Raw genomic sequence first — 18,341 nt, 5'->3', positions numbered from 1 at the left:
CCGAGCGCACTCACTCCCCCCGGGTCACCCGTCCCCCTCCAACCGCTCCGCCAGCACCTCCGCCAGATGCCGCCCCGGCACCCCCGCCAACTGCTCCAACTGTGTCCGGCAGGAGAACCCGTCCGCCAGCACCAGGGCGTCCTCCCCCGCTCCCCGCACCGCCGGCAGCAACCGCTCCTCCGCGCACGCCACCGACACCTCGAAGTGTCCCTTCTCGAACCCGAAGTTGCCCGCGAGTCCGCAGCAGCCGCCGCTCAGGTCCCCGGCGAGCCCCGCAGCCTCGCGCAGCCGGCGGTCCGCCGCGTCCCCGAGGACGGCGTGCTGATGGCAGTGGGTCTGCCCGACCGCCGGCCGGTCCACGCGGGGCGGCGTCCAGTCGGGGGCGTGGCGCTCCAGCGTCTCCGCGAAGGTCAGGACGCGGTCGGCCAGGCGACGGGCCCGTGGGTCGTCGTGGAGGAGCTCCGGGAGGTCCGCGCGCAGGGCGGCGGCACAGCTCGGCTCCAGGACCACGACCGGGGCGTCCGTCGCCAGCACGGGCTCCATGAGGTCGAGCGTGCGCCGCAGCACCGCGCGGGCCCGGTCGAGCTGCCCTGTCGAGATGTACGTCAACCCGCAGCAGACCCGTTCCCGCCCCCGTAGCAGGGACACCGGATCCAGCGCCACGGTCACCTCCGCACCGCCGCTTCCCGCGGGCGCCGTCAGCCGCACCGTCGGCGGCAGCGCGACCTGCAGCCCGGCCGCCTCCAGGACGCGTACGGCCGACTGGCCCACGGACGGCGTGAGGTGCTCGGTGAAGGTGTCCGGCCACAGGATGACCAGGTCACCGGCCGAGCCAACGGGAGGCTTCGGCTTCTCCCGCCGCTCCCACCACCGGCTGAACGTCCGCGCCGCCAGCCGTGGAATCCCGCGCTCCGGCGCGATCCCGCCGAGCCGTTTCGCCACCCATGCCAACGGCCGTACGGCGGCAAGGGCGTTGACCAGCGACGCGGTACGCGTGCGTGCCACGACGCGCAGCCACTGGGGCAGCCGCCCCATGCTGTGGTGCGCGGCCGGGCGGCGCCGTCCCTCGTAGTGGTGGTGCAGGAACTCCGCCTTGTACGTGGCCATGTCGACCTCGACCGGACAGTCGGACCGGCATCCCTTGCAGGCCAGGCACAGATCGAGCGCGTCCCGCACCTCCGTCGACCGCCACCCGTCGGTCACCAGTTCCCCGGCGAGCATCTCGTGCAGCAGCCGGGCACGCCCGCGCGTGGAGTGCTCCTCGGCGCCGGTGGCCCGGAAGGACGGGCACATGACGGCGGGGCCGGTCGCCGACGTCGTACGGCACTTGGCGACCCCGACGCAGCGCCGTACGGCCGCCGAGAAGTCCCCGCCGTCGGCCGGGTAACCGAAGGCGACGTCCACGGGCTTGCTCGGGAGCACGGAGAAGCGGAGGTTGGAGTCGAGGGGGGCGGGGCGCACCAGCATCCCCGGGTTGAGCAGGTCGTCCGGGTCCCAGACCCCCTTGGCCCGCTCGAAGAGGGCGACCATGTCCGCCCCGTACATCTTCGGCAGCAGTTCGGCACGCGCCTGCCCGTCCCCGTGCTCCCCCGACAGCGAGCCCCCGTGCGCCACGACGACCTCGGCGAGCTCCTCCGAGAACCGCCGGAAGCGAGCGACACCCGCCTCCGTCAGCAGGTCGAAGTCGATCCGGACGTGGATGCAGCCGTCACCGAAGTGCCCGTACGGCGTCCCGCGCAGCCCGTGCGCCGTCAGCAGCGCGCGGAAGTCCCGCAGATACGCCCCGAGACGCGCGGGCGGCACCGCGCAGTCCTCCCAGCCCGGCCAGGCCTCGCTGCCGTCCGGCATCCGGGTCGCCGTACCGCTCGCGTCCTCCCGGATGCGCCACAGGGCACGCTGCCCGGCCGGATCGGTGACGACGATCGCGTCGACGACGTCAGCCACCCGCACGATCCCCTCCGCACGCGCGCGTGCCTCGCTCTCCGACTCCCCGCCCGTCTCCACGAACAGCCAGGCCCCGCCCCGCGGCAGCACGGCGGAGGCCGACTCCGGCACCAGGTCCTGCGCCATGCCCTCCACGGTCAGCGGCCCGTACGGCAACAGCCCGGCGGCCGCTTCCGCGGCGGCGCTCTCGTCGGGGTACGCCAGCACGGCGAGCGCACGCGCGCGTGGCGCCTCCACCAGCCGTACGACCGCCTCGGTGAGGATTCCGAGGGTGCCCTCGCTCCCGCAAAAGCTACGGGCGACGTCGGCGCCCTTCTCGGGCAGCAGGGCGTCGAGCGCGTATCCCGAGATACGGCGCGGCAGTTCGGGGAAGCCGGTCCGCAGCCGGGTCAGGTCCCGCTCCACGAGCTCCCGCAGCCCCTCCGGCGCACCGGCCCACCCCTGCCCGAGCCGCAGCCGCTGCCCACGGCCGCTGATCACGTCCAGCTCCCGCACGCTGTCCGCGGTCGTCCCCCACGCCACCGAGTGCGAGCCGCAGGAGTTGTTGCCGATCATTCCGCCGAGCGTGCAGCGGCTGTGGGTGGAGGGGTCGGGGCCGAAGCGGAGTCCGTGCGGGGCGGCGGCGTCCTGGAGCCGGTCGAGGACGAGGCCGGGCTGGACGACGGCGGTACGGGTGTCCGGGTCCAGGGACACGAGGCGGTTCATGTGGCGGGTGAAGTCCAGCACGACACCGGCGCCGGTGGCCTGTCCCGCGATCGAGGTACCTCCACCGCGTGCCACGACCGGCACCATATGGTCCCGGCACACCTCCAGCACGGCGGCGACGTCGTCGGCGTCATGTGGCGCCACCACACCCAGTGGGACACGCCGGTAGTTGGACGCGTCCATGGTGGTCAACGCCCGAGAGGTGATGTCGAATCCCACCTCACCCCGGACGACGGTACGCAGCGCAGCTTCGAGATCCGTCATCCCTCCAGCAAACCAGCCGACGTCCGGCATTCCAGCCCGTCCGGCGTTCGAGGACGAGGCCGTTCAGGCCGGCAGCGGAGGTCTGGAGGCGGCAGCCCCCAGCTCACGGCCATGACAACCCCGTCTCACCCGACGGACGAGGTTTCACCAAGGTTTCCCGAAACAGCTACGCTCCCACCGTGGCTGAGATCCAGATTCCCGCTGACATCAAGCCCGCCGACGGACGTTTCGGCGCGGGCCCCTCCAAGGTGCGGACGGAAGCGCTGGACGCGCTGGCCGCCACCGGAACCTCCCTGCTCGGCACCTCCCACCGCCAGGCCCCGGTCAAGAACCTGGTCGGCCAGGTACGCGAGGGCATCAGCGAGCTCTTCCAGCTCCCCGACGGCTACGAGGTCGTCCTCGGCAACGGCGGCTCGACCGCCTTCTGGGACATCGCGACGCACGGCCTGATCGAGAACAAGTCGCAGCACCTCACCTTCGGTGAGTTCAGCTCCAAGTTCGCCAAGGCCGCCAAGCTCGCTCCCTGGCTCGCCGAGCCGGACGTCATCTCCGCCGACCCCGGCACGCACCCGGAGCCGGTCGCCGCGGCGGGCGTCGACGTCTACGCCTTCACCCACAACGAGACCTCGACCGGCGTCGCCATGCCGATCAAGCGCGTGGCGGGTGCCGACGAGGGCTCGCTGGTCCTGGTCGACGCCACCTCGGGCGCCGGTGGCCTCCCGGTGGACGTGTCCGAGACGGACGTCTACTACTTCGCCCCGCAGAAGTCCTTCGCCTCCGACGGCGGCCTGTGGATCGGCGTCTTCTCCCCGGCCGCGATCGAGCGCGCAGAGCGCGTCCACGCCTCCGGCCGCCACATCCCGGAGTTCTTCTCGCTGCCCACGGCGATCGACAACTCCCGCAAGAACCAGACGTACAACACCCCGGCCCTGGCCACCCTCTTCATGCTCAACCAGCAGCTGGAGTGGATCAACGGCCAGGGCGGCCTGGACTGGGCCGTCCGCCGCACCGCCACCTCCGCCCGCACCCTGTACGGCTGGGCCGAGGACATCAAGTACGCCAACCCGTTCGTCACCGACCCGGCCAAGCGCTCGGCGGTCATCGGCACGATCGACTTCACGGACGAGATCGACGCCGCCGCCGTCGCCAAGGTCCTGCGCGCCAACGGCATCGTCGACACCGAGCCCTACCGCAAGCTCGGCCGCAACCAGCTCCGCGTCGCGATGTTCCCGGCGATCGACCCGGCCGACGTCGAGGCCCTGACGAAGTGCGTCGACTACGTCATCGAGAAGCTGTAGTCGTTCTCGTACGACGTTCTCGTACGACGACGAAGGGCGCCCGGCGAACACCGGGCGCCCTTCGTCGTACTCGGACCGCCACCGTCGGACCGCCGTCGTCCGGCCGCCTACTCAGGCCGCGCCGAGCTCGCCGAGCTCGCCGAGCAGGCGGAAGGTGAGGGCGTCGACCGGGCGGGCGGCGGTCTCGGTCTCCTGGCTGAAGGTGTTCACCATCATCACCACCGCCGTGCCGCTCTCCCGGATGAACGCGGCGCAGGTGCTGAATCCACCGGTGCCGCCGTTGTGCCAGGTCATGGTTTGGCCGCCGGGCAGCGAGCTCAGGTGCCAGCCGAGGCCGAGCCGCAGGTTCTGGTCCACCGTGAACCGGGGCCGCTGGGTCAGTTCGATCGCGTCCCGCAACGGCGAGCGCTCAGGCCGGAGTTGGGAGCGCAGGAAGCGCACCATGTCATCAGCGGTGCTGTACATCGACGTCCCGGCCGCGCTGAGGACGTGGTCGTGCCAGTCAGGAACGACCTCTCCCTCGAAATGCCCAACAGCCTTGCGGGACGCCATGTCCGGTCGCAGGGACGTCGTCGTGTCCACCATGCCGAGCGGCGCCGCCACCCGGTGCCGCAACATCGAGTCGACGTCGTCGAACGCCAGCGCCTGGCCGAGCAGTCCGAACCCCAGGTTCGAGTAGGCGTTCACCTCGCCCGGCTCGGTACTCAGCTGCGTGCAGCGAAGTCCGGTGGCCAGGTCGTCGAGCGTGTAGTGCGCGTAGGGGTCGTACGGATCCGCCCCCGCGAGCAGGTTCGGCGGCAGGGAGGGCAGACCGGAGGTGTGGGTCGCCAAGTGGGCCAGGGTGATCCGCCGAGTGCCCTTGCGCGGGATGGGGAACCGCGCGGGCAGCACGAGCGGCGCGTCGAGGCGGGTTGCACCCGCGCCCACAGCGCGTGCGAGTGCCGTGGCGGTGAGCGTCTTGGTGATGGAGCCGAGTTGGAACACCGTCCTGCCGTCCGGCGCCGACCGCCCCACCGCTGCACCCGCGCCCTCGACATGGGTGCGCCGACCCTGAATGACCCCGCAGACCACACTCGGACTGCCGGCGGCCAGCGCCTGGTCCAGGTACCGCCTGACGAGCGCGGGCAGCCTGTCGTCGGCGGCTGCGGCGTTGCCGGGCAGCAGTGACACGCCTGCCGCCGTCGTCGCCACGCCAAGAAACTTCCTTCGGTCCATGGATTGCTCCCCCGTCGAGACTCACCAGCCGTTTTCACGAGATTACGTTATTACGTAATCCCAAATCAAGCGCGATGATCCGGACGCGGAAGGGCGCCCGGCAGACACCGGGCGCCCGTCTCACCTACAGGCCGCCTTCCTCCGTTAAGGCCGCCTCCCCTAATCGGCCTTACAGCTCACGCTCGGCGCTCACTGACTCAGCGGCTCAACTTCTGGAACCTCCGCACCGCCAGCGGCAGGAAGATCGCCGTCAGGATGACCGGCCACACCCCCGCCATCAGCAGCGCGTGCTGCTCGACCCAGGAGCCCCCGCTCCCGGCCGGCGTGCCGAACAGGTCACGGCTGGCCGCGGCGGTGGAGGAGATCGGGTTCCAGGCCGCCACCCAGCCCAGCCAGTCGGGCATCAGCTGGGGCGCGACGAAGATGCTGGAGATCATCGTGAGCGGGAAGGCGACGGCGAACAGGCCGCCCGCGGCCTCCGGGTTGGGTACGAGCAGCCCGAGCCACACCCCGATCCAGATCAGCGCGAACCGCAGCCACAGCAGCAGCCCGAACGCACCGAGGAAGCCGAACCCGCCGTCCGGGCGCCAGCCCATCGCGAAGGCGGTCAGCATCATGATCGCCAACTCCGCGCAGGCGGCGAGCAGATCGGTGATCCCGCGGCCCGCGACGACAGCGGACGAGGCCATGGGCATCGAGCGGAAGCGGTCGATGACGCCCTTCGTCGAGTCGTAGACGACGAGCGTCGCGGTGTTGATGAACCCGAACGCCATCGTCATCACGAACATGCCCGGCATCAGGAAGTCCTTGTAGTCCCCGCCGCCGGGCACCTTCATGGCGCTGCCGAAGACATAGCCGTAGAGGAGGACCGACAGGATCGGGAAGCCCAGCTGCCAGGCGATGTTGACCGGTTGACGCCGGTAGTGGGTGAGGCCGCGGCGGACGATGTTCCAGACGTCGGCGAGGGTCCAGTACAGGCGGCCGCGCGTGGCCGGGACGGTGAGGTCTACGGCGGTCATACGACGGCCTCCTTCTCGGCCTTCTCCTCGGCCCTCTCGGCCCTGTCGGTCTTTCCGGCGCTCCCGGCCTCTTCGGCCTTCTCGGCGCGGTGTCCGGTCAGGCGCAGGAAGACGTCGTCGAGGCTCGGCCTGCGCAGCCCGATGTCCTCGACCGCGACGCCCTCGTCCTGCAGCGTCCGCGCCACCTCCGTCAGGGCGGACACCCGGTCGGTGACCGGCGCGTGGATCCGCGACTCCGCCTCGTCCGACTCGGGTTCGCCGTCCGAGACGCGGGCCACGACCTTCACCACGCGCGGGATGTCGGACCGCTCGGCGACGACGACCTCGATACGGTCGCCGCCCACCAGGCTCTTCAGCCCGTCCGGGGTGTCGTCGGCGATGGCCCGCCCCTGATCGATGACGGTGATGTGCGAGGCCAGCTTGTCGGCCTCCTCCAGGTACTGGGTGGTCAGCAGTACGGTCGTGCCGCTCGCCACCAACGCCCTGACGGACTCCCAGACTTCACCTCGGCTGCGCGGGTCCAGACCCGTCGTCGGCTCGTCGAGGAAGAGGACGGCCGGGGCGAGGATCATCGAGGCGGCGAGGTCGAGACGGCGCCGCATGCCGCCGCTGTACTTGCCGACTCCCTTGTCCGCGGCGTCGGTCAGGTCGAACTGCTCCAGCAGCTCGACGGCCCGCAGCTTGGCCCGCTTGCCGCCGAGGTGGAAGAGCCGGCCGAACATCTCCAGGTTCTGCCGGCCGGTGAGGACTTCGTCCACGGCCGCGTACTGCCCGGTGAGCCCGATACGGGCCCGCACCTCGCGCGGCTGCCGGGCCACGTCCAGTCCGGCCACCGTGGCCCGGCCACCGTCCAGCCTGATCAGCGTGGACAGGATGCGTACGGCGGTGGTCTTGCCCGCGCCGTTCGGGCCGAGCAGGCCGTGCACCGTCCCCTCGCGGACGGCCAGGTCGAAGCCGTCGAGGGCGCGTTTCTCGCCGTAGCGCTTCTCCAGCCCCTCGGCCCGCACCGCGTATCCGTTTCCGCCGTATCCGCCGCGTCCGTCGTCACCCATGGGTCCCCCTCTCGATAGCCGAGCATCGCTAACTGAGTACACCGTACCCGATTGCGCGTACACCGTACCCAATTTTTTTCGGAGGACTTAAGCTGAAGTGCATGACGAGCGGCAAGGGCGGCACCAGCGGTACGGAGACCAGCGGCAGCGGCGACATCGCCCGCACGATGGAGCTGCTGTGGGACGCCGGCCGGCGCCCGAGCCGGGGGCCCAAGCCGACCCTCACCCTGGACCAGATCGTGGAAGCGGGCGTCCGGGTCGCGGACGCCGAGGGCCTGGAGTCGATGTCCATGCGCCGGGTCGCCACCGAACTGGGCACGGGCACGATGTCGCTGTACCGCTACGTCCCCGGCAAGGCCGAGCTGCTCGACCTGATGCTGGACCGCGTCCAGCGCCCCTCGGAGAACCCGGCCGACCTGGGCGACGGCGGCTGGCGCTCGGCCCTGGAGGCCCTGGGCCGCGCGACCCTCGACCTCTACCGCCGCCACCCCTGGCTGCTCCAGGTCAACCAGTCACGCCCGATCCTCGGCCCGAGCGCCCTCGACGGCATGGAGAAGGTCCTCGACCGCATCAAGCCGATGGGCCTGACCGACCCCGAACTGATCTCGGCGATCATCATGATCGACGGCTACGTCGTCGGCGCCGCGCGCACCCAGCTGTACGCACAGGAGGCGGAGCGCCGCACGGGCCTGACCGACACGGAGTTCTGGCAGGCCCAGACCCCGATGCTGGAGAAGATCATGGCCTCCGGCCGCTACCCCCTGCTCGCCTCCCTGGACGAGAACACCTGGGGCAACGAGTTCGACCACTTCGAGTTCGGCCTGCAACGGATCCTGGACGGACTGGAGGTCTTTGTCGCCCGGCGTGCGGAAATGGCGGGTGGAGCCGGGGGTCCCTCGACGGAGGCATGAGCACCCGGCGTACTACGGCGACGGCTCCGCGATCATGGCGATGAAGCTCAGCAGGCCCACGGGGACGGCGACCAGGACGGCGTACCCCACTCGGTCGGCCACCCGCTGCCGCCGTGAGGGCTCCCGGCGGTGCTGCTCGCCGCGCCGGTCCGCCCCGCGCGGCTTGATCGCCTGGTACGCGAGGACCGCGAGGACGGCCACGCAGATCGAGACCTGCCAGAGCTCACCCACGACACCCCAGAACCCGACCCGCTGGACCGTGTCCGGCTCGATGCCCTGGCGGGCGTCGAACTCGGTGCCGTCCGGGTAGTCGTTCCCGGTGTCCTCGAGCCGCACGTAGTTGGCGTCGTCGGCGGTGCCGCCATCGGGCGTGAAGTCCCCGAGGCAGTCGTATTCGGAGTGCTTACGGCTGTAGTCGGTGTCGTAGCAGCGCTCCACCTTGTACGTGCCCGAGGTGCCGTAGAGACCGGCGGACAGGGCCATGTCGGCGGTCGCGGTGACGAACCAGAAGCCGGTGACGAGGGCGAGGAGGACACCGCACACCCAGCCGAGGACGCGTTTCATCCGAGCACCATTCCCCGCGGCTCCTTGATCTCCAACAGCCGGGAGATTCCGGCCTGTTCGGCAAGCTCCCTGCGCTGCGGACCGTGCTGCCCGCGCACCGTGAGCCGGACGGTGTGCACATCGCCCATGTACTCCCACTCGGAGCCCTTCTTGGCCACCCGCGTGCGGTACTCCAGGGGGTAGGTGCGCAGCACCTTCTCGCACACCTTGAGCCGCGACCCACGCCCCAGCCGGAGCGACAGGAAGATCAGCACGAACATCCCGGCCGGGACACCGAACGCGGGCAGCGCGGCGTCGTACCCACCCCAGTGCGCCACGAACGGCACCGCGAACAGCCCGGCAGCGAGCGCGAGGCGCGCGGCCATGTGCCGGCGGAGCAGCGTGCGGTTGTGTTTGAGCACCTGGGCGATGTCGGGTGCCACGGGCGGGTTGTCCATGCGGAGTCAGATGATCCTTCGTGCGAGGCTCGCGTCTTTTGCACGGGTGATGCGCTCGGGCGCCGCCGACTTGCGATCCTGCGCGGTCGCGTCCCAGTCGTCCGGCTGCATGAAGAAGAACGCCCCACTGCTCGGCACGTAGCCGACCGCGCCGAAGGGCAGGTCGCCCGCGACGTACACGCCGTTCTCGATGCCTTCGGGCCAGGGGTTGCGCCACGGTCCGCGCCGCGGGGCCGGGTTGATCCGCATCAGCGGCGACTCCTGGCCCTCGGCGGTGCGCAGCCTGAGCGTCATGCTCTTCGGACGGCCCCTGGTCGCCTTGGCGCCGTCCACCTTGGTGATCTGCGGGCAGAACGTGTCGAAGGAGTACTGGGCCAGTGTCTTGCGGCAGGTGCGGGTGTGGAGGACCGCGAGGGGGATGGTGTAGAGCGTGGCGAGGACACCGAGGATGCCGACGAAGATCATGGGGGCCCCGATGACGGGAACCCAGGCCATGCCGGCGCGCTTCGCCTCTGCACCCAGTCCCGGCACCGCGAACGCCATGAACGAGTAGACCACGGTGTTGCGGATACCGGTCCACCAAATCCGGGTGGTCAGTTTTCCGCGCAGCGCCGCAGTGTCCAATGTTCCGGATGCCAGGGCACCTTGAGTGTTGCTCAGCACGCCTCTCCTGCAGTCGCCGGGGTTCCCCTGACGCTATCCGAAGGCGTTCCGCAGGTCGGCACCGGTGTATGGCAGAGCCCCGGGTCTCCTCAACTCCTCCGCAAGAGCCGCCGCAACCCGAACACGACCACACACGCGACGACCACGGCGATGGCACCGACCTTCAGATCGCCGGTCCGCCCGCTGTCCCCGCTGTCGTCGGACGAGGCCGAACTGCCGCCGCCGGAGGACGAGTCGGAGCCGGTGTCCCCGGGGGCGTCGTTTGCGACGACGGAGCTGCCGGCGCCCTCGCTGCCGAGCATGAGCTTGGTGCCGTCCGTCGAGTAGCTGGCGGACTCGCCCTGCCCGAGGGGCACGCTGATGCGCTCCAGCCGCTTGAGCTTGCCGCCGTTCCAGTCGTAGGCGACGCCGCCGAAGTAGCCGCGTACGGCGAGGGTCTTGCCGTCCGGGGAGAAGGCGGCGTCGGTGGCCCACATGTCGACGGGGACGGTGGGCTTGAAGACGTTCGTGCCGGAGGCGGAGAGCTCGGCCGGGCCCTCGTACAGGTGCCCGCCGTCCTCCTGCTTGTCGATGATGTAGACGCGGCCGGTCTTCGGGTGCACGACGAGCGACTCGGCGTCACGGGTGCCGTCGGAGTACTTCACCACGTACTGCGTGGCACGGATCGTCCGGTCCTTCAGCGTCTTGGGCTCGGGGAGGCGGTAGACCCACACATAGGGCCACTGCACACCGTCGTTGTCGCCGATGTCGCCGACGTAGAGCTGGTTGTCCGGGCCCATGGAGATCGCCTCCACGTCCCGCGGGGTGCCCACCCCGGTCATGGTGATCGTCGCGACCGTCTCGCCGGTCCTGCTGTCCACCGCGTAGAGGAAGGCGCCCGTGTCCTGGTCGTTGTGCGTCCAGTAGATCCCGGGGTGCTGACGCGACGCGGCGAGGCCGCTGGACTCCGTGATGCGCGGGTCCTTGATCGTGAAGTCCTCGTCGCCGTCGGCGGCTGAGGCGGGCAGGGTGAGCGCACCGGTGAGGAGGACCCCGGCGAGGATGGCGAGCGGTCGACGCATGCCCCAAGCCTGCCATTCGGCCGGACGGTTCGGAGGCCGGGTCGGCGGCCGGGTCGGCGGGGGCGGCCCTGGGATGCGGGGCGTGTCGGGCTTCACACCCCGCCCGGCCATACCGATGGGTAGCGATCGTCCATCATGAGCGGATGCTCAGGTTCATGCCCGTCGGCGACTCCCAGACCATCGGCAGCGCCGGCGAACACACGTGGCGCTACCGCATGTGGCAGCACCTGCGTGAGACGTACGGCGGCCCCTTCGCCCTCGTCGGCCCGCGCGAGACGCTGCACGACAAGGCGACGGACTCCCCCACCTCGTACGAGTACGCCGACCCCGACTTCCCCCGTGCGCACCTCGCCGGGTGGGGCGAGGGCTGGCTGCACATGGCGCCGCTGATCGGCGAGGCGGTGCGGTCGTGCCGGGCGGATGTGCTGCTGGTGTCGCTGGGCCTGATCGACCTCGGCTTCTACACGAACGCCGAGCAGACGGCGGAGAACGCCCGGAACTTCGTGGCCGAGGCGCGGTCCGCGAACCCCCGGGTGCGGATCGTCGTGCTGCCGGTGATCCCGAACGTCCGCGCCGAGTCGGAGGAGGCCTTCGCCGCCGAGGTCAGCCGCTTCAACGAGCTGCTGGCGAAGACGGTCGCCGACCTGGACGAGCCGCGCTCACCGCTGCTCCTGGCGTCCCCTCCCCCGTCGTACGACATCAATCTCGACACGTACGACGGCACCCACCCGAACGCGAGCGGCGAGCACAAGATCGCGGAGGCGTTCGCGGAGGCGATGTACCAGGCGTGGGACCTGGGCGAGCCCTACGAGGTCTGACGCTCGATCGCCCGGACGAGGCGGTCGGCGCAGGGGCGCACGCCAGGGAGGACGCCGTCACCCCAGCGCTCCTCCTCGTCGCCCAGGTAGACGGCTCGGGCGTGTGCGAGGGCAGGGCGGTGTTCGGCGGGGAGCCGGGCGAGCGCCCAATCGGCGGCGGTGTCCTTCGAGCGGATCGCCCCGGTGGCGAGGGTGGTCCAGATCCGGGCGAGGGTCAGCAGGACGTTGCGGGTGTCGGTGTCCAACTCCGCGAGCAGGCCGGGTACTCCGGCGATGATCGCGTGTCTGAGGTCCGCGGGTGGGACGGGGGCGAGGAGGTCGGCGGGCGGGGGGCCGTGGAGTGGGGCGTCCGCCAGCATGACCATGGTGAGCAGGGGCGCGAGGTCCGGCATGGGCTCGGGGCCGGGGACGAACCCCCGCTCGTATGCGACGCGCAGCCATTCGCCGTAGAGGAAGTCGCAGGTGGGTGGGTAGCGCCACGGCCGTACGTCGTCCTGTACGACGACGATGAGCTCGACGGGGCGGGCGGCTCCGCCGGACACGTTCAGCAACTCCTCGACGAGGACACGGCGTTGTGCGTGGGTGGTCGGTTCGCTCACGACGACCAGGACGTCGATGTCACTGTGCGGGCGCAGGCCGCCGAGGGTGGCGGAGCCGTGGAGGTAGATGCCGATGAGGCTGCTGCCGAGGGTGTGGTGGAGCAAGGGAAGGAGGGGGGCCTCTGGGGCCTGCATGTGAGCTTCATCTCCGTGTCACGGTCACTGTGCGTATCGTTGTACTGCGCGGCTGCATCTGTCCGTGGGGCAGCCGGGGAGGAGCGCCACGATGACCGTCCTTGAAGACAGGATCAAGATGGCCGACGCGAACACCGAGCGCCTGGACCAGTGGTTCGAGCGCCTTGAGCGGATGCCCGTCCCCGAAGGATTCAGGGTCGAGATCGTCGGGGGCAACGTTCACATGACGCCGCAGCGGGACACACACTGGGCGATTATTTTCCGGATCGCGGGGGCCGTCGCGGCCAAATTCGGGATGGACAGAGTGCTCTCGGACGTCCGCATCGACTTTCCCGGGCACGAAAACGGCTTCTGCCCGGACGTCGCGAAGCTCAGCGACTCGGCAAAGAAGGACGACGACGGCCGCTGGCGATACGAGGACGTCGAATTCGTCGCCGAGGTGATTTCCGAGGCGACGGCCGCAAACGACTACGGCCGAAAGAAACTCGCGTACGCGGAGGCCGAGGTCCCTGTCTACGTGATCGCCGACCCGTACCAGGGACGCTGCCACGTCTACACCGTCCCCAAGGACGGCACCTACGCCACCGAGACCCGGGTCGACTTCGGCACCGACATCGACCTGACCGGCACGGTGGTCGACCTCGTCCTCAAGACCGAGGACTTCCCCCGCGACCGATGAAAAGCTTTGGGCTATGGCCGTCATCCACCACACCACCCTCAAGCCCACCAAGCTCGAACTGCTCGCCTCCTGGCTGCCCACCCGCCCCTGGTATGCCGGTGCCGGCGAACCGGAGTTGACCAAGGCCGGCGGATTCCGGCTGGACGATCCCGAGGGCGAGGTCGGCATCGAGATCATGATCGTCACGGATGACTCCGGCGTCCGTCCGGTCCACTACCTCGTGCCGCTCAGCTACCGCGGCGCCCCCCTCGACGGCGCCGACCACGCCCTCGTCGGCACCATGGAGCACGGCGTGCTGGGGCAGCGCTGGGCCTACGACGGCTGCCACGACCCTGTGCTGGTCGACCAGTTGCTGGCCCTGATCGAGGGCCGGGCCGAGGCGCAGGACCAGAGCACCAGCGGCGCGCCCGACCGCGAGGTCACCAGCGCCTACACGGGTGAGGGCTCCTTGTCCGCAGCCGCCCGCACCGCCACCGCAACCGACGACCAGGACGGCACCGGGCTGCGCACGTCCCACGGCACGGTCGTGCTCCGCCTCATCCGGGTCCTGCGCCCCGCCGCGGAGGCACCTCAGGACGCGGACGGCCACATCACCGGCGCCTGGCAGCTGCCGGACGGCACCCGGGCCCGCGCCGTGTTCGCCGCACTGCACAGCACCCCTCGGGACCTTGCCTAGAGCGCACTCCACGCGGCTAGCGTGCACTTCATGAAGTACACGCAGCTCGGACGCACAGGACTCAAGGTCAGCCGGCTCGTCCTCGGCACCATGAACTTCGGTCCGCAGACGGACGAGGCGGACAGCCACGCGATCATGGACGCGGCGCTGGACGCCGGCATCAACTTCTTCGACACGGCGAACGTGTACGGCTGGGGCGAGAACAAGGGCCGTACCGAAAGCATCATCGGCACCTGGTTCGCGAAGGGCGAGCGGCGCGACAAGGTCGTCCTCGCGACCAAGATGTACGGCAACATGGGCACGGAAGGGCAGCCGTGGCCCAACCACGACAAGCTGTCCGCCCTCAACATCCGGCGCGCCGTGGACGCCTCGCTCAAGCGGCTGCAGACCGACTACATCGACGTCTACCAGTTCCACCACATCGACCGCGCCACTCCCTTCGAGGAGATCTGGCAGGCGATCGACGTCCTCGTCCAGCAGGGCAAGATCCTGTACGTCGGCTCCAGCAACTTCCCGGGCTACAAGATCGCCCAGGCCAACGAGGTCGCGGCGAGGCGCAACGGCACCATCGGCCTCGTCAGCGAGCAGTGCATCTACAACCTCTTCGAGCGCCGCGCCGAGATGGAGGTCATCCCGGCCGCGCAGGACTACGGCCTCGGCGTCATCCCGTGGTCGCCGCTGCACGGCGGGCTGCTCGGCGGCGTCCTCAAGAAGGAGGTCGAGGGCGGGCGGCGCCGCTCCGGGCGGGCCGCCGAAGTCCTCGCCGACCCGGCCGTACGCGCGAAGATCCAGGCGTACGAGGACCTGCTCGACAAGCACGGCCTGGAGCCCGGCGAGGCCGCCCTGGCCTGGCTGCTCACCCGGCCGGGCGTGACCGGGCCGATCGTCGGCCCGCGTACCGCCGGGCAGCTGGAGTCGGCGCTGCGGGCGTCCGAGCTCGACCTGAGCGAGGAGCTGCTGGCGGGGCTGGACGAGATCTTCCCGGGTCCGGGGCCGTCTCCGGAGGCCTTCGCCTGGTAGCCGTCACAGGGACGCGGCGGCGCTCGGCCGTAGACGCATGCCGCCTACCTGCCGAGCGCCGCCGCCAGGGCCACCACGACGAACATCAGCACAAGCACACCAGCCATGATCCGGTTCCGGGTTTTGGGGTTCACGTGTCCGAGCCTAACTGGCACCTGTGAGCGGCCGGCGGGCGACCGCCTCGTAGCGGGGCTGCTCGCCCGCCACCCCGGACGTGGGCAGGTTGCTGCGCACCAGCACCAGCTCGTCCACCGTCCAGGTGCGGCTGGTGAACGCGTCGAGGGCCGCGACGTACGGCTGTACGTCCGCCGCCGACCGGCTCCTGGCGACCGTCAGGTGAGGCTTGTAGCGCCGGTGCTCCCCCATCGGCACCCCGGCCTTCCGCGCCGCCGCCTCGCTCCGGTCGGCCAGCAGCCGCAGGGTCGCCAGGTCCCCCTCCGCGCCCGCCCACAGCGCCCGCCCGTGCCCGAACTGGCCGCCGCCGCGCAGCGCCAGCCGGAAGGGCGCCGTACGGTGCGCGGCGCGCTCCAGGCGGGCCGACAGGTCCGGTACCAGGTCGTCGTCGACCTCGCCGTAGAAGGCGAGGGTGAGGTGCCAGCCGGGGCGGCCGGTCCAGCGCAGGGCGTCCGCGCCGGGCAGCTTCTTCAACTCGGCGACCTCGGTGGCCAGTTCGCGGGCCACGTCCTCGGGTGGCAGCACGGCGGCGAAGAGTCTCATGGGTCCAGCCTGGCACCATGACCGGATGACGATCACCATCAGAGAAGGCGGACCCGACGACATCCCCGTGATACTCGGCATGCTCGACAGCTGTGTGGAGTGGCTGGTCTCACAGGGGCGCACGGGGCAGTGGGGGACGAAGCCGCTGTCGGAGAGCGCGAGGACCGTGGAGTCGGTCACGCGGAGCACGTCAGGCGGCGAGGTCTTCGTCGCCGAGGTCGACGGCGCACCGGCCGCGACCCTGACCCTGGCCGACTCGCCCGGGCCCTCCCTGGCCCATCTCCCGTCGCCCGGCGAGCCCGAGCGGTACATCCACTGGCTCGCCTCCGACCGCCGCTTCAAGGGACACGGCGCGGGCGGCGCCCTGCTCGCCCACGCCGCCGAAGTGACCCGGCGGGCGGGCATCTCGCTGCTGCGGGTGGACTGCTACGCGGGCGACGACGGCAAGCTCGTCCGCTACTACGAGAGCCACGGCTTCGTCCGTACCGAGACCTACCGGGGGACGAACGACTGGCCGGGGCAGGTACTGGCCCGCCGGGTCTGACCCCCACGGGGGCGGGGCCCGCAGGCACCCGCCCCTCAAGTCGCCGTCAGCCGCTCTCAGGCAGCCGTGGCCAACTGCTCCCGCTCCCGCGGCACGAACCGCACCTGCGGATGCCCGTGGTTCCAGCCGACCGACAGCCGCAGGCCGCCGACCCGCGCCAGGACCAGGGCGATCGTCACGGCGGCGACGGCTGTGATCGCGCCGCCCACCGCCAGGCCCGCCCGGACGCCGTACGCGTCGGTGATCCAGCCGGCGATCGGCGCGCCCAGCGGTGCGCCGCCCATGAACACCATCATGTAGAGGGCCATCACGCGGCCCCGCATGCTCGGGTCGGTGGCCATCTGGATGCTGCTGTTGGCGGTGACGTTGACCGTCATGCCGAACATTCCTATCGGGGCCATGAGCAGGGCGAACAGCCACAGCGACGGGGCGAACGCGGCCACTATCTCCATCGTGCCGAAGGCCAACGCCCCCGCGACGAGCACCCGCATCCGGGCCGTGCCGCGCCGGGCCGCGAGCAGCGCGCCGGCCAGGGAGCCGACCGCCATCAGGGTGTTGAAGAGGCTGTAGGAGCCGGCGCCCGCGTGGAAGACGTCGTCGGCGAAGGCCGACAGATACACGGGGAAGTTGAAGCCGAAGGTGCTGGCGAACCCGGCGAGGACGATCGTCCACATCAGCTCCGGCCGCCCGGCGACATACCGCAGCCCCTCCCGCATCTGCCCCTTGCCGCGCGGCGCCCGCTCGACGGCGTACAGCTCGCGGTCCCGCATCAGCAGCAGGCCCGCGAGCGGCGCGACGAAGGACAGGCCGTTGGCGAGAAACGCCCAGCCGGTGCCGACGCCGGTGATCATCAGGCCGGCCACGGCGGGGCCGACCAGGCGGGCCGACTGGAAGTTCGCGGAGTTCAGGCTGACCGCGTTCTGGAGCTGGTCCGGGCCGACCATCTCGGAGACGAACGACTGCCGGGCCGGGTTGTCGATGACGGTCGCCAGACCGACGACGAAGGCGGCCAGGTAGACGTGCCAGACCTGGACGTGCCCGGAGAGGGTGAGGACGGCCAGCGCGATGCCCGTGACGGCCATCGACGTCTGGGTGACGAGCAGCGTGCGGCGCTTGGGCAGACGGTCGACGAGGACGCCGCCGTAGAGGCCGAAGAGCAGCATCGGCAGGAACTGCAGGGCCGTCGTGATGCCGACGGCGGTGGCGGAGCCGGTGAGGCTGAGCACCAGCCAGTCCTGCGCGATGCGCTGCATCCAGGTGCCGGTGTTGGAGACGACCTGGCCGAGGAAGAAGAGGCGGTAGTTCCTGACCTTCAGCGAGCTGAACATCGAGGACTTGCGGGGCCCCCGGGCGGGCGGGGATTCGTGGGTGGTCGGTGCGGGGGCGGAGTCTGCTCCGGATCCCGTACTCAAAGGGTTCGCCTCCTCTTGGCTGCTTACAGGTGTGCGAGCTTCTCCAGCACGGGGGCGGCGGCGCGCAGTTTCGCCCACTCGTCCTCGTCGAGACCCTCGACCAGAGTCGCCAGGAAGGCGTTGCGCTTTCGGCGGCTCTCCTCGAGCATCGCCTCGGCCTGCTCGGTCTTCGTGACGACCTTCTGGCGCCGGTCCTCCGGGTGCGGCTCCAGCCGGACCAGTCCCTTGGCCTCCAGCAGGGCGACGATGCGGGTCATCGACGGCGGCTGAACGTGCTCCTTGCGGGCGAGCTCACCGGGGGTGGCCTTTCCGCAGAGGGAGAGGGTGCCCAGCACCGACATCTCGGTGGGGCTCAGCGACTCGTCGACCCGCTGGTGCTTGAGCCGGCGTGACAGTCGCATCACGGCGGAGCGCAGGGAGTTCACGGCGGCAGCGTTGTCGCCATGGGTAAGGTCCGACATGGTCCTTAGAGTAACTCATTACTCTCGCTAAAGACCACCAAGGACACGCATGGATGCCCGTGAGCCGGGCCACTCAAGCGCGACATCACTCATATGGGTGATCCGGCAGCGGAACGTGACACACCGCACCGAAGAGTGCCGCGACCC

At 70.6% G+C, this 18,341-nt stretch carries 19 protein-coding genes; 7 read left to right on the top strand and 12 right to left on the bottom strand.

From position 1 onward, the window contains the following. Positions 1-24 precede the first annotated feature (24 nt). On the bottom strand, positions 25-2,913 hold the full coding sequence (locus OHT51_RS23670; protein ID WP_328880915.1) for an FAD-binding and (Fe-S)-binding domain-containing protein: 2,889 nt from the start codon (positions 2,911-2,913) through the stop codon (positions 25-27). 179 nt (positions 2,914-3,092) lie between these two features. On the opposite strand from OHT51_RS23670, the gene serC reads away from it, so the two are divergent. After that, positions 3,093-4,211, top strand: a complete 1,119-nt coding sequence (gene serC / locus OHT51_RS23665) for a phosphoserine transaminase (RefSeq protein ID WP_328880914.1) — start codon at positions 3,093-3,095, stop codon at positions 4,209-4,211. A 111-nt stretch (positions 4,212-4,322) separates the two neighbouring features. On the opposite strand, the gene OHT51_RS23660 is transcribed toward serC, so the two are convergent. From OHT51_RS23660 to OHT51_RS23650, 3 genes are all read right to left on the bottom strand, one after another. Next, positions 4,323-5,426 carry a serine hydrolase domain-containing protein gene (locus OHT51_RS23660; protein ID WP_328880913.1) on the bottom strand — a complete coding sequence of 368 codons (1,104 nt, stop codon included), beginning with the start codon at positions 5,424-5,426 and terminating at the stop codon, positions 4,323-4,325. Positions 5,427-5,623: 197 nt separating this feature from the next. Then, positions 5,624-6,445, bottom strand: coding sequence for an ABC transporter permease (locus tag OHT51_RS23655; RefSeq protein WP_328880912.1), 822 nt, complete (start codon positions 6,443-6,445; stop codon positions 5,624-5,626). Continuing rightward, the gene (locus OHT51_RS23650; protein WP_328880911.1) at positions 6,442-7,497 is read right to left on the bottom strand and encodes an ATP-binding cassette domain-containing protein; all 1,056 of its coding nucleotides are present in this window, start codon (positions 7,495-7,497) and stop codon (positions 6,442-6,444) included. The genes OHT51_RS23655 and OHT51_RS23650 overlap by 4 nt, the downstream gene beginning before the upstream one ends. A 101-nt stretch (positions 7,498-7,598) precedes the next feature. Here OHT51_RS23650 and OHT51_RS23645 point away from each other — a divergent pair, with 101 nt between their 5' ends. Next, complete coding sequence (locus tag OHT51_RS23645) at positions 7,599-8,408, top strand: TetR/AcrR family transcriptional regulator (protein ID WP_328880910.1); 810 nt, start codon at positions 7,599-7,601, stop codon at positions 8,406-8,408. Positions 8,409-8,420: 12 nt separating this feature from the next. Here OHT51_RS23645 and OHT51_RS23640 read toward each other — a convergent pair whose 3' ends face one another. The 4 genes from OHT51_RS23640 to OHT51_RS23625 form a co-directional block, all read right to left on the bottom strand. Further along, positions 8,421-8,972 carry a hypothetical protein gene (locus tag OHT51_RS23640; protein WP_328880909.1) on the bottom strand — a complete coding sequence of 184 codons (552 nt, stop codon included), beginning with the start codon at positions 8,970-8,972 and terminating at the stop codon, positions 8,421-8,423. After that, positions 8,969-9,409 (bottom strand): hypothetical protein, encoded by a 441-nt coding sequence (locus OHT51_RS23635; RefSeq protein ID WP_328880908.1) that lies wholly within the window; start codon positions 9,407-9,409, stop codon positions 8,969-8,971. Before OHT51_RS23635 ends, OHT51_RS23640 begins: the two co-directional genes overlap by 4 nt. Before the next feature lie 6 nt (positions 9,410-9,415). Beyond that, positions 9,416-10,072 carry a hypothetical protein gene (locus OHT51_RS23630; RefSeq protein WP_328880907.1) on the bottom strand — a complete coding sequence of 219 codons (657 nt, stop codon included), beginning with the start codon at positions 10,070-10,072 and terminating at the stop codon, positions 9,416-9,418. 89 nt (positions 10,073-10,161) lie between these two features. Then, entirely contained in the window at positions 10,162-11,133 is a 972-nt protein-coding gene (locus OHT51_RS23625; RefSeq protein ID WP_328880906.1) for a WD40 repeat domain-containing protein, read from the bottom strand. A 143-nt stretch (positions 11,134-11,276) separates the two neighbouring features. On the opposite strand from OHT51_RS23625, the gene OHT51_RS23620 reads away from it, so the two are divergent. Beyond that, complete coding sequence (locus OHT51_RS23620) at positions 11,277-11,951, top strand: SGNH/GDSL hydrolase family protein (protein ID WP_328880905.1); 675 nt, start codon at positions 11,277-11,279, stop codon at positions 11,949-11,951. Here OHT51_RS23620 and OHT51_RS23615 read toward each other — a convergent pair. Next, complete coding sequence (locus tag OHT51_RS23615) at positions 11,939-12,685, bottom strand: aminoglycoside adenylyltransferase family protein (RefSeq protein ID WP_328880904.1); 747 nt, start codon at positions 12,683-12,685, stop codon at positions 11,939-11,941. The genes OHT51_RS23620 and OHT51_RS23615 overlap by 13 nt on opposite strands. 91 nt (positions 12,686-12,776) lie before the next feature. Between OHT51_RS23615 and OHT51_RS23610 the strand changes: the two genes are divergently transcribed. From OHT51_RS23610 to OHT51_RS23600, 3 genes are read left to right on the top strand one after another with little or no spacing between them, the layout of a single operon-like run. Then, entirely contained in the window at positions 12,777-13,364 is a 588-nt protein-coding gene (locus tag OHT51_RS23610; protein WP_328880903.1) for a Uma2 family endonuclease, read from the top strand. A gap of 13 nt (positions 13,365-13,377) precedes the next feature. After that, positions 13,378-14,040: a maltokinase N-terminal cap-like domain-containing protein gene (locus OHT51_RS23605; protein ID WP_328880902.1), complete on the top strand. Its 663-nt coding sequence runs from the start codon at positions 13,378-13,380 to the stop codon at positions 14,038-14,040. A 30-nt stretch (positions 14,041-14,070) separates the two neighbouring features. After that, complete coding sequence (locus OHT51_RS23600) at positions 14,071-15,060, top strand: aldo/keto reductase (RefSeq protein ID WP_328880901.1); 990 nt, start codon at positions 14,071-14,073, stop codon at positions 15,058-15,060. 144 nt (positions 15,061-15,204) lie between these two features. Here the strand turns inward: OHT51_RS23600 and thpR are convergent, their stop codons facing one another. Then, positions 15,205-15,777 carry an RNA 2',3'-cyclic phosphodiesterase gene (gene thpR, locus OHT51_RS23595; RefSeq protein WP_328880900.1) on the bottom strand — a complete coding sequence of 191 codons (573 nt, stop codon included), beginning with the start codon at positions 15,775-15,777 and terminating at the stop codon, positions 15,205-15,207. Between the two features lie 25 nt (positions 15,778-15,802). Between thpR and OHT51_RS23590 the strand changes: the two genes are divergently transcribed. After that, on the top strand, positions 15,803-16,321 hold the full coding sequence (locus OHT51_RS23590; RefSeq protein ID WP_328880899.1) for a GNAT family N-acetyltransferase: 519 nt from the start codon (positions 15,803-15,805) through the stop codon (positions 16,319-16,321). A gap of 56 nt (positions 16,322-16,377) precedes the next feature. Here the strand turns inward: OHT51_RS23590 and OHT51_RS23585 are convergent, their stop codons facing one another. After that, positions 16,378-17,649, bottom strand: a complete 1,272-nt coding sequence (locus tag OHT51_RS23585; RefSeq protein WP_443052725.1) for an MFS transporter — start codon at positions 17,647-17,649, stop codon at positions 16,378-16,380. A 107-nt stretch (positions 17,650-17,756) separates the two neighbouring features. Continuing rightward, complete coding sequence (locus tag OHT51_RS23580) at positions 17,757-18,194, bottom strand: MarR family winged helix-turn-helix transcriptional regulator (RefSeq protein WP_328426930.1); 438 nt, start codon at positions 18,192-18,194, stop codon at positions 17,757-17,759. Positions 18,195-18,341: the final 147 nt, after the last annotated feature.

This window comes from Streptomyces sp. NBC_00299, from assembly GCF_036173045.1.
In the GTDB taxonomy this organism is placed as follows: Bacteria; Actinomycetota; Actinomycetes; order Streptomycetales; family Streptomycetaceae; genus Streptomyces; species Streptomyces machairae.
Note: the sequence above shows the minus strand (reverse complement) of the source record. Positions and strands in the feature narration are given on the sequence as shown.